Genomic DNA, 11,197 nt, shown 5'->3' on the forward strand with positions numbered 1-11,197 from the left:
CGGCGGATCCCACCATGAACGCACACGTACTCGACTACGCGGCCGTCGGCATCGGCCCCGCGAACATGAGCCTCGCCGCGCTCGCGCATCCCGTCGAAGGGCTGCGCGGCGCCCACCTGGAACGCCGTGAGAGCTTCTCCTGGCACCCCGGACTGCTGCTGCCCGAGGCCACCCTCCAGGTCTCGCTGCTCAAGGACCTGGTGACGCTGGTCGACCCGTCCAGCCCCTTCTCGTTCCTGGCGTTCCTCGCGAGCGAGGGCCGGCTCTACCGGTTCCTGGCCGCGGACTTCCCGGCCGTCCTGCGCGCCGAGTTCAACCAGTACCTCCAGTGGGTCGCGGCGCGGCTGCCGAGCCTGACGTTCGGGGCGGAGGTGCACGGCGTGGACTTCCACGACGGCGCCTTCCACCTCCGCGCCGGGGAAAACGAGGTGACGGCGCGTCACCTGGTGCTCGGTACCGGGCTCACCCCGTCCGTACCCGAGCCCTTCCGCCCCTTCCTCGGCCCCACCGTCTTCCACTCCGGGGAGTTCCTGCTGCGGGCCCCCGAGGTGACCGGACGGCGGGTCGTCGTGGTCGGCGGCGGCCAGAGCGGCGCGGAGATCGTGCGGCACCTGGCGGCCGGCGCGGCGCCCGAGAGCATCACCTGGGTCAGCCGGCGCTCGTCCTTCCTGCCGATGGACGACTCGCCGTTCGCCAACGACCTCTACACGCCGGACTACGTACGCCGCTTCCACGCGCTGCCCGCCGGCCACAAGGCCCGGCTCCTGGACCGGCAGAAGTACACGAGCGACGGCATCGACCTCCAAGTCCTCCAGGACATCTACCGGTTGAGCTACCGCGACGAGTTCATCGAGAACAGGCCCGGCAGGCTCCGCTTCATGGCCGACTGCGCGGTCACCGCGATCGAGGGCGGCCCCGACGAGTGGAAGCTCACCGTCGAGTCCTCGGGCCCGGACGCGTCCGCCCTGCTCGCCGCCGACATCGTCATCCTGAGCACCGGATACGCCTACGCCCTGCCGGACTTCATGGCTCCGCTCGACGCCCGGCTGCGCCGGGAGGACGGGATGCTCGTCGTCGGCGACGACTTCTCGGTCGCGTGGGACGGGCCCGCCGAGAACCGGATCTACCTCCAGAACGGCGCCCGGCACTCCTGGGGCGTCGCCGATCCCAACCTCAGCCTGCTCGCCTGGCGCAGCGCGGTGATCCTCAACAGCATGCTCGGTGAGACGAGGTACAGGGTATGACCACCCATCAGGCCCCGCAGTTCCAGGCGGAGGCGACCGGCGCCCTGGTCCCCTTCGGCCCGACCGAGGTGGAACCCGACGGAGTGAGCGTCGCCGAGGCGGACTTCGCCCGCTCGGTCTTCCCCCGCGTGCCGTTCGAGGCGGCCCGCTTCACCGTGCCGGCGGGCGGGACCAGCTCTCCCGACCAGCACGCGGTCCAGGAGATCTGGGTGGTCCACGCCGGATCCGGCACCCTGGAGGTCGACGGCGAACGGACCCTCGTCGGACCCGGCTCCATGGTGGGCTTCGCCTCGCGGTCCGTCCACGAGATCTTCGCCGACCAGGGCGAGGACCTGGTCGTCTACTCCTTCTGGTGGTCGGCGCCCGATGAGTGACCGCACCACCGGGACCGGTGGGGCGCCCCACTTCGACCTCGCCGTCGTCGGCGCGGGCGCGGTCGGCTCCCTCACCGCGTACTACGCCGTGCGCCGGGACCCGGGCCGCCGCGTCGCCGTGATCACGCACGCCGGACGAGGGGCGGGCGCGACCCGCCTCTCGGCGGGGTTCGACACGCCCACGGGGCACAACCCGGCCCAGCGCGCCCTGGCCGCCCGCAGCACCGCGCTCTTCGACGAGCTCGCCGCCGCACTCGGCGACGCCGGACGCGCTCCGGTCGACGTCCGCTGGCTCGTGGCGCGGGAGAACACGGCCGCGCTCGACGCGACCATGGCCGACGGCGGCCGCACCCGCCCGGTCACCGCCGAGCAGCGGTCCCTGCTGGAGCGGACGTTCCCCGGGCTCGCCCACGGGGACGCCGAAGTCCTGCTGGCCAGCGACCCCATGACGGCCGGTCAGCCGCAGTGGCTCGCCGACCGGCTGCTCGACGAGGTCCTCGGCCGGCCGGGCAACACCCTCCTGGAGGGCTTCCGGGTCACCGGTGTACGCCGCACGGACGGACGGCTCGAACTGGCCGCCGCCGACGGCAGCCGGATCACCGCCGACCAGGCTGTCCTGGCGCCGGGCCCCTGGGCCCTGGACGGGCCGCTGGCGGCGGCCGCCCGCGAGCGCGGGGCCCGGGTCAAGAAGGTGGTGGCGTTCCACATCATGGCCCCGCCCCCGCCGGGCGCCCCGGCGCTCGTGCTGGAGGACGCCGACGCCTTCCTGCTGCCCCATCACCCGGGCGGCCACTGGATCCTCAGCATCACCTCGCCCGACTGGGACCGCGGCCCCGACGGACCCCTCGCCATCGACGCCCGTGACCGGGAGCTCGCCCGGACCCTGCTCGCCCGGCACGTACCGGGCTTCCTGCCGCACCTGCTCGGCGGCCGGGTCTTCAGCGACTGCTTCACCCCCGGCCACCTGCCGGTCGTGGACACGGCCGGCGACGACGACGTGGTCATGGCCATCGGCGGCTCCGGCTCCGGCTACCGACTCGCCCCGGCCATGGCCGAGGACGCACTGAACCTGCTCGACTGGAGAACGCGATCATGAGCCTGCTGACCGGGGACGCGCACGTCCCCCGGCACTACCTCCTGGTGCCGCCGGAGGCCACGCCCAACGGCCCCCTGCACCTCGGCCACATCGGCGGCCCCTTCCTGTGGTCGGACATGATCGCGCGGCACCTGCGGGTCCGGGGCGACCTGCCGCTGGTGATCACCGGCAGCGACGTGTACGAGTCGTACGTGACGCTCAGGGCGCACGCCGAGGACTCCACGCCCGGCGAGGTCGCCGCCCGCTACGGACAGCGCATCCAGGACGACCTGGCCGCGCTGCGCATCGGCGTCGACGCGTTCATCGTCCCCGACCGGCAGCCCTGGCGGGAGCAGTTCGAGCAGGAGGTCGCCGCCTCGATCGAGCGGCTGACGGCCCGCGGCGCGGTGCTGACGCGCACCGAGCGCGTGCCGCACTGCGCGGCGTCGGACCGCTGGGTGGTGGGCGGCTGGCTCCAGGGTCGCTGCCCCGAGTGCGGTGCGGGCATCGCCAGTTACTTCTGCGAGGAGTGCAGCGCGCACTTCCTGCCCGAGGCGGTCGTCGAGCCGCGCCCCCTGCTCGACGAGGGGCCGCTGACCTGGCGGGAGATCTCCAGCCTCTTCCTGCGGCTGCCGGACCGCGACCTCCTGGACCGCACGCTGGTGGACCTGGGCGTCGCCGACCGCTACCGGGCGACCGTGGCGCGCTTCCTGGAGCGCGACGGCCTGACCGTACGGCTGAGCGCCCCGCAGACGTGGGGGCTCGCGCTGCCCGCGGCGGAGCCGGACGTGCCGCGCGCCCTCTTCCCGTACGCGGGGATCTTCATGTTCGCCCGTCTCGCCGGCGCCGTCCACGGCAGGCTCTCCGGCACCGGCGTGAACGCCTTCGACCCGGACTCCGGGGTCACCACCATCACCACCCTGGGGATCGACAACGTGATCCCCACACTGGTCTCGATCGTCGGCACCAGCCTGCTGCACGGCGACATGAAGCCGTACGACCGGTGCCTGATCAACCACTTCTACGAGCTGGCCGGGCGGAAGTTCTCCACCAGCGCCCGGCACGCCATCTGGGCCGCGGACATCGCCGCGTCCGACGCCATCGGCGTGGACACCGTCCGGTACCACCTCGCCGGGGCCGATCTGGAGTCCGGCGCGGCGAGCTTCGAGACCGCGGACTTCCTGGAGACGGCGAACGCCGTGCTCGCCGACGGCCTCGGCAAGCGCATCGGCGCCGCCTGGAGCCGGCTGCCCGAGGGGCCGCCGCAGGCGCCCGCCCCGGCCGCCGTCGGCCTCCTGGAAACCCTGCTCGCCGAGCAGTCCGCCGCGCTCGACGGCACCCGCGTCTCGACCCGGCGCGCGGTCGCGGCCCTCGACCGCTGGTGCGCCGACGACGCGGTCGCCCACGCGGACGGGGACGGCGCCTACTGGTGGCTCAAGGGCCTGTCCCTGCTGGCGTTCCCGGTGATGCCGGACCTCGCCGAGCTCGTCTGGCAGCGCCTCGGCGGCGCCGGGGAGCCCCGCGCGGCGGCCTTCCTGGCCAGGACCCCGGCCCACCGGGACCTGCCCGCGCCCGGCTTCAACCGGGTGAGCGCCGCCGATCTGGACGCCTGCCTGCCCGACACCCTGCGACCGGGAGCGGACGCGTGACCGACCGGACCACACCGCTGTACGTCGTCCTCAACCGCTCCGGCGACGAGTTCGGCGAGTACCACCGCTTCCTCGCCGGCCACCCCTGCCGGACGGTGTACCTCACCACGCCCGGCGGGCTGCCCGCGCTCGACCGGGACGGGGCGACCGAGGTCCACGTGCGCGACAGCCTCGCCCACGACGACCTGCTGCCCCTGGTACGGGAGATCGCGGACCGGCACGGCACGCCCGAGGCCGTCTTCGGCCAGTCCGAGTACGACGTCCTGACGGCCGCCCGGCTCTCGGACGCGCTCGGCGTTCCCGGCGGGTACGGCCTCGACCTCGTCCGGCGGTTCAAGGACAAGCCCGCCATGAAGAGCGCGGTGGGCGCGGCCGGACTGCGGGTCCCCCGGTTCCTGCGCCTGGACGACGCCCCGTCGGCGGAGGCGGTCGTCGACGCCCTCGGCGGTCTGCCCCTGGTCCTCAAGCCGCGCGCCGCGGCGGGCTCCCAGGGCGTCACGGTCGTCCACGGCACCGGTGAACTGCGCGAGGCCCTCAAGGGTGTCGACCCGCAGGCGTACGAGTGCGAGGAGTACGTCGAGGGGGACATCTTCCACGTCGACGGCGTCCGCCGCTCCGGCCGCCTCCACTTCGTCACCGCCTCCCAGTACGTCCACACCTGCCTGGACTACGCGCAGGGCCGCCCGCTCGGCTCGGTCCTGCTCGACCCGGGCCCCGAGCGCGACGAGCTCACCCTCTTCGCCGACCGCTGCCTGCGGGCACTCGGGCTGCGCGACGGCGCGTTCCACCTGGAGGCGATCCGGCGTCCGGGGGGCGAGCTGGTGTTCCTGGAGGTCGGGCTGCGGCCGGGCGGCGCGCAGGTGCCGTTCCTGCACGTCGACCTCTACGGCATCGACCTGTTCGCCGAGGCGTTCCGGGCGGCCCTGGACCTGCCCCCGCTGTGGCAGCCGTCCCCCGAACCGGCCGGGCACCGGGCCGGCGGCTGGCTCATCTACCCCGCCCCGCGCGAGCTGCCCGGACGGGTCGTCGCCCGCACCTCGCCCAGGGCGGCCGTCCCCGAGGTCTACCACGAGGAGCTGCCCGCGATCGGCCAGGTCATGACCGGGCCCGGCAGCTATGACGAGGGCTGCGGGATCTTCCGGTTCCGGGGGCGCAGCGCCGCCGGGGTGCGGGCCGCCGTGCACACCGCGATGGAGGTGTACGGGCTGCGGACCGACCGGGCCCCGGGAGCCGGGGAAGCCGAGCCGCATGGCTGAGGCCCGCCGGTACGGCTCCGTGCTGCGCGCGTGGCTCCGGGAGACGCTTCCGGCCGCCGGGAACGCGCGCAGGCTCGGCGTCCTCACGCTCGTCCAGTCGCTGGGGCTCGGGGTGTTCCTCACCTCCAGTGCCGTGTTCTTCACCCGGACCATCGGCATCCCCGCCCAGCGCGTGGGCCTCGCCCTGTCGGTCGCCGGGCTCTGCGGCCTCCTCTGCACGGTGCCTATCGGCCGGCTCGCGGACCGGCTGGGCGCGGGCCGGGTGCTCACCGCCAACTTCCTGCTCGCCGCCGCCGGGTTCACCGCGTACTGCCTGGTGGACGGCTTCGCCGCGTTCCTCGTGGTCGCCTGCGCCATCGCGGTCCTGGAGACCTCGGCGGGCGCGCTCCAGGCGTCGCTCACCGACGCGCTGGTGGGCGAGGGGGAGCGGGTCAGGGTGAGCGCGCAGATGCGCAGCCTGTTCAACCTGGGCTTCCTCGGCGGCGCCGCGCTGGCCGGGGCCGCCATCGCGGCCGGCACCCCGGCCGCCCTGTACGCCACGGTCCTCGCCAACGCCGCCCTCCAGCTGCTGTCCGTCGCCGTGCTGCTCGGGATGCGGCTGCCCGCGGGCGCCGGGCCCCGGGCCACCGCCGCCGGGGCGCCGGGCGGGGTACTGCGCAGCGGCGCGCTGCGGGACGTGCGCTACGTGGCGGTCGCGCTGGTGTGCGGCGCTCTGGAGCTGTACCACCCGCTGCTGACGGTCGGACTGCCGCTGTGGATCGTCACCGCCACCGACGCGCCCGCGCTGCTGGTGTCGGGGCTGCTGATCGTGGACACCGTCCTGGTGCTGTTGTTCCAGGTCGCGGTCAGCGGGGGCGCGCGCACCCCGGCGGGGGCTGCCCGTATGCTGCGCTGGGCGGGGTGGGCGCTGGGGGCGTCCTGCCTGGTCTTCGCGGTGAGCGGGGGCCACGGCGCGCTCCTGGACACCGCGGCCCTGCTGGGCGGCACGCTGGTGCTCGTCCTCGGCGAGCTGTACCAGGCGTCGGCGAGCTGGGGCCTGTCCTTCGGGCTCGCCCCGGCGGGCCGGCAGGGGGAGTACCAGGCGGTGTTCTCCCTGGGGCGCGGGCTCCAGCAGTTCGCCGGGCCGTGGCTGATGACCTCCCTGGTCGTCGGCACGGCGGCGACGGGCTGGCTGGTCCTCGCGGCGCTCTTCGCCCTGCTCGGGCTGGCCGCGCCCGCGTTGGTGCGCGGCCTGGAGAAGGCCCGCGCCCGGACGGAGCCGGTGCCGGCGCCGACCTGAGCGCGCCGGCAGCCGCCCGTGCGGCCCCCCGCGTGTCACACCCCTACGACCGAGACAAGTAAGCGAGCAGCGAGCACCATGACCGTACAGCGACGACACGACCCGGACGAGCGCGGCTTCGCCAGCGACAACTACGCGGGCGCGCACCCCGAGGTCCTTGCGGCGATCGCCCTGGCGAACGGCGGCCACCAGGTCAGCTACGGCGCCGACGTCTACACCGAGCGCCTCCAGGAAGTGGTGCGCGGGCACTTCGGCCCCACCGCGCGGGCGTACCCGGTCTTCAACGGCACCGGCGCGAACGTGTTCGCGCTCCAGACCATGCTCGACCGCTGGGAGGCCGTGGTCTGCGCCGAGTCGGCCCACATCAACGTCGACGAGGGCGGCGCGCCCGAGAAGATGGCCGGCATCAAGCTCCTGACGGTGCCGGCCTGGGACGGCAAGCTCACCCCCGAGCTGATCGACCGTCAGGCGTGGGGCTTCGAGGACGAGCACCGGGCCCGGCCCAGGGTCGTCTCGATCGCCCAGTCCACCGAGCTCGGCACCTGCTACACGCCGGACGAGATCCGCGCGATCTGCGACCACGCGCACGACCTGGGCATGCTCGTCTACCTGGACGGCGCCCGGCTCGCCAACGCGGCCGCCACCCTGGGGGTTTCGCTGCGCGAGATGACCACCGACGTCGGCGTGGACGTCCTCTCGCTCGGCGGCACCAAGAACGGCCTGCTCTTCGGCGAGGCGGTGATCGTCCTCAACCAGGACGCGGTGCGCGGCCTGGCCCACCTGCGCAAGACGAGCATGCAGCTGGGCTCCAAGATGCGTTTCATGTCGGTGCAGTTCGAGGCGCTGCTCGGCGGCGACCTCTGGCTGCGCTCGGCGGCCCGCTCCAACGCGATGGCCCAGCGGCTGTACGCGGCGGTGCGCGACCTGCCGGGCCTGGAGATCGCCCGTCCGGTGCAGGCCAACCAGATCTTCGCCGTGCTGCCCCCGGCCGTCACCGAGCGCCTGCAGAAGCGTTTCCGTTTCTACACCTGGGACGAGCAGGCGGGCGAGGTCCGCTGGATGACCTCCTTCGACACCACCGAGGACGACGTGGACGCGTTCGCGGCGGCCATCGCGCAGGAGCTGGCGGCGGAGCGCGGCGAAGGGCCGTCGGGCGCGCTGACCACGTCCGAGCGCGAGGAACTGGCGCTGCTGCGCCGACGGGTCCGCGAGATGGAAGAGGCCATCGAAGCCCTCGGCAAGGCGCCCGCCTTCTCCGCGGACCGCACCACGAAGTAGCCGGCGGCCGGCCCGGCGGGCCGGCGCGAACGCGCCGACCCGCCGGCCGCGTCGAGCGCCACGGCCTGGAACCCCTAGGGACCGTGGTCGTCCTGGAGCATGTGGCGTCGTTCCTGTTCGCGCTTGGAGTAGGCGGCTGCCCGGATGGCCTCGTCGCTCTCCAGGCCGGAGCCCAGCGCGCCGCCCACCGTCGCGGTCGAAGCGACGAACCATGACAACGTCCAGTACTCGGTCGCGTCCAGCGGTTCCCGTGTCATGGAAGCGAAGACCTGGTCGTTGAGGATGAACAGCGCCCACACCACGTTGACGAGCAGGAGACCCGCGTAGCAGACCAGCACCCCGATGCCCACGGTCAGGACCGTCGACGCGTTGTAGAGCCTCGTCTTCTGCCTCGCCTCCGGCGAACCCCCGGCCGGGCGGTGCCACAGCTCCGCGTCCACGATCAGCCAGCCGATCATGAGCGTGACGGACCCGACCATGGCGATCACGAGGCGCGGCGCGCTCAGGGCCTCGGCGAGACTCCACACGGTGGAGTTCACGGTGGCGACCGCTCCCGTCGCGAGCGCGGCCGCCAGGGCCTTCGAAAGCCCCGGCACCAGGCGCCAGGGCCGGTTGGCGCGGACCATGCCGAGGAGCACGCGCAGGTAGCCGCGCGGCCCGCTGATGACGTAGCGCAGATCGGCGGTCTCCTCGTCACCGACCTGGCCCGGATGGACGGGCGTGAGACGGCCGGCGAACGGCCGTGGACGCCGCTGCCTTCGCGCGGGCTCCTCGGCACCGGTGTCCCGCGGACCCGCCAGGCCGAGCACGGCTTCCTCCACGGCCCGCCGGGCCCTGGTCTGCAGGCGCAGACCCCCCAGGGAGGGAAGCGAGAGCAGCGCCAGCCCGTGCGCGTGACTGAGATCCACGACGACCCTGCGCCCGTGTGCGTGCAGCGGGAGGTCGGTGAGGGCCACGATGATGTCCCAGTCCTCCGTACGTCCGCGCTCCTTGACCCGGCGCATCAGGGTGTGCGGGTCCTCGGCCCCCGCGGTGAAGGGCTCGCTGACGACCCTGACCTCGAAGCGCCGCCCCGGGCCCGACCTGTCGGCGAGTCGTGGGGCGAGCACCCGGGCCATGCGCTGCGCGACGTCCGTCGGCGCGTCCGGGTCCGCGAGAAGGGCTACGACCGTGACGTCCTGGGGCGGCGTGTGCATGACCCGATCCTTCTCGTTGGCGCTCTCCCCCGGCCGGCTCCCGCGGGCGGCGGGGCGGTCACCGTCAGGCCACCGGATGGCCCGCCGCAGGCTGGGGCCCCTCAGGGCCTGCGGGGCGGACCAGGTTGCCCGTCACCTCCCGGTGCTCGTGCACGAAGCGAATCGCCATGGCTCCCTCACCGGCGGCCGAGGCCACGCGCTTGACCGAACCGCTCCTGACGTCACCGGCGGCGAAGACCCCCGGGAGGGTCGTCTCCAGCAGCAGCGGATCGCGGCCGAGGGAGTCCCACCGGGACGCGTCGGCCACCGCTTGCGCGTCGGCGCCGGTGAGGACGAAACCCTTCTCGTCCAGGGCCAGCACGCCCTCCAGCCAGTCCGTGCGCGGCCGGGCCCCGATGAACACGAACAGCGCCGCGGCCCGCAGTTCGCGGCGCTCACCGCTCGCGTTGTCCTCCACGGTCAGCGACTCCAGCTTCTCCTGCCCGCGGACGCCCCGGACCTCGGTGTGGAGCGACACCTCGATCTTCGGGTGCCGTTCCACCTGGTCCACCAGGTAGCGCGACATGTCCGCGTTGAGGTCGCCGCCCCGGACGAGGAGATGGACCCGGGACGCGTGGTTCGCGAGGAACAGCGATGCCTGTCCGGCGGAGTTCCCGCCGCCCACCACGGCGACCGGGTCCGCCTGGCAGAGGCTGGCCTCGTGGACGGTCGCCGCGTAGTAGACGCTGACGCCCTCCAGGCGGTCGATGTCCGGGACCTCGAGCCTGCGGTACCACACGCCCGAGGCGAGCACCACGGCGCCGGCCCGCGCCGTGGACCCGTCCGTGAAGGTGACGACGTACTCGCCGTCCTGCGGGGTGAGCTCCGTGACCTGGGCCGGCACCATGAGGCGGGCGCCGAACTTGTGGGCCTGGAGCACCGCCCGTTCGATGAGCTCGCCCCCGGAGACGCCCGACGGGAAGCCGAGGTAGTTCTCGATGCGGGACGAGGTGGCGGCCTGTCCTCCGGTGGCCACCGCGTCGACGGTGACCGTGGTGAGGCCGTCGGAGGCGCCGTACACGGAGGCGGCGAGTCCCGCGGGGCCCGCACCGACCACCATCACGTCGCACCGCGCGGCTTCGGGTGAGGGGGCGGGCAGCCCGATGAGCCGGGCGAGTTCGGCGTTGCTCGGATTGCGCAGCACCCGCTCGCTCTTCCAGAGGACCACCGGGGTCTCCTCGGGCCGGATCGAGAACCGGCGCAGCAGCGCGTCGGCCTCCTTGTCCTTCTCCAGATCCACCCATCGGTGGGGCAGCCGGTTGCGGGCGGCGAACTCACGCAGCCTCAAGGTGTCCGGTGAATAGCACGAGCCCAGGATCCGGAAGCCGGCGCCGAGGCCGATGAGCAGGTACCTGCGGCCCAGGTAGGCGCGGAGGATCAGATCGCCGAGGACGGGGTCGCGGTCGACCAGGGCGCGTTGCCGCTCCACCGGAACGGCCAGGATCTCGCCGGCCCGGCGCATCACCGCGGTGTCGAAGGCGGCTTGGCCCTCCAGCAGACCGAGCTCGCCGAGGAACCTGCCGGGCCCGTGCACGGCCACCGTGCGCTCCTCGGGCCCACCGTGGTCGTGGAGGATCTCGACGGTGCCGCTGAGGATCGCGAGGAACTCGCGGAACGGCTCGCCCTCGCGGTACAGCACCTCGCCCTCGGCGACGCCTCGGCGTTCACCGTGGCCCTCCAGGTCCTGGAGCTGCTCCGGTGTCAGACGCGGAAACGCCCCGTACCGGTCGGGTGTCTCGCGGACCGCACCGGTCACCGGGCGCACCCCCGTCGGGTGCGGGTCGGGAGTCGTGGCCATCAGCGTTCT

General features: G+C 73.8%; 9 protein-coding genes. 7 read left to right on the forward strand and 2 right to left on the reverse strand.

The window, feature by feature from the left end; genetic code table 11:
• Positions 1-14 precede the first annotated feature (14 nt).
• From ABD973_RS02755 to ABD973_RS02785, 7 genes are all read left to right on the forward strand, one after another.
• Positions 15-1,244, forward strand: a complete 1,230-nt coding sequence (locus ABD973_RS02755; RefSeq protein ID WP_345498188.1) for a lysine N(6)-hydroxylase/L-ornithine N(5)-oxygenase family protein — start codon at positions 15-17, stop codon at positions 1,242-1,244.
• The gene (locus ABD973_RS02760; protein ID WP_125823388.1) at positions 1,241-1,618 is read left to right on the forward strand and encodes a cupin domain-containing protein; all 378 of its coding nucleotides are present in this window, start codon (positions 1,241-1,243) and stop codon (positions 1,616-1,618) included. Before ABD973_RS02755 ends, ABD973_RS02760 begins: the two co-directional genes overlap by 4 nt.
• Positions 1,611-2,714 carry an NAD(P)/FAD-dependent oxidoreductase gene (locus tag ABD973_RS02765; protein WP_345498190.1) on the forward strand — a complete coding sequence of 368 codons (1,104 nt, stop codon included), beginning with the start codon at positions 1,611-1,613 and terminating at the stop codon, positions 2,712-2,714. Before ABD973_RS02760 ends, ABD973_RS02765 begins: the two co-directional genes overlap by 8 nt.
• On the forward strand, positions 2,711-4,342 hold the full coding sequence (locus tag ABD973_RS02770; RefSeq protein ID WP_345498192.1) for a class I tRNA ligase family protein: 1,632 nt from the start codon (positions 2,711-2,713) through the stop codon (positions 4,340-4,342). Before ABD973_RS02765 ends, ABD973_RS02770 begins: the two co-directional genes overlap by 4 nt.
• On the forward strand, positions 4,339-5,598 hold the full coding sequence (locus tag ABD973_RS02775; protein WP_345498194.1) for an ATP-grasp domain-containing protein: 1,260 nt from the start codon (positions 4,339-4,341) through the stop codon (positions 5,596-5,598). The genes ABD973_RS02770 and ABD973_RS02775 overlap by 4 nt, the downstream gene beginning before the upstream one ends.
• On the forward strand, positions 5,591-6,877 hold the full coding sequence (locus ABD973_RS02780) for an MFS transporter (RefSeq protein WP_164721009.1): 1,287 nt from the start codon (positions 5,591-5,593) through the stop codon (positions 6,875-6,877). Before ABD973_RS02775 ends, ABD973_RS02780 begins: the two co-directional genes overlap by 8 nt.
• A gap of 78 nt (positions 6,878-6,955) precedes the next feature.
• Complete coding sequence (locus ABD973_RS02785) at positions 6,956-8,155, forward strand: threonine aldolase family protein (protein ID WP_125823384.1); 1,200 nt, start codon at positions 6,956-6,958, stop codon at positions 8,153-8,155.
• Positions 8,156-8,229: 74 nt separating this feature from the next.
• Here ABD973_RS02785 and ABD973_RS02790 read toward each other — a convergent pair whose 3' ends face one another.
• A complete protein-coding gene (locus ABD973_RS02790; protein ID WP_345498198.1) occupies positions 8,230-9,351 on the reverse strand; it encodes a hypothetical protein in 1,122 nt (373 codons plus the stop codon).
• 64 nt (positions 9,352-9,415) lie between these two features.
• On the reverse strand, positions 9,416-11,188 hold the full coding sequence (locus ABD973_RS02795; RefSeq protein ID WP_125823382.1) for an FAD-dependent oxidoreductase: 1,773 nt from the start codon (positions 11,186-11,188) through the stop codon (positions 9,416-9,418).
• Between the last annotated feature and the right edge of the window lie 9 nt (positions 11,189-11,197).

The organism is Streptomyces racemochromogenes (genome assembly GCF_039535215.1).
GTDB classification, from domain to species: domain Bacteria; phylum Actinomycetota; class Actinomycetes; order Streptomycetales; family Streptomycetaceae; genus Streptomyces; species Streptomyces racemochromogenes.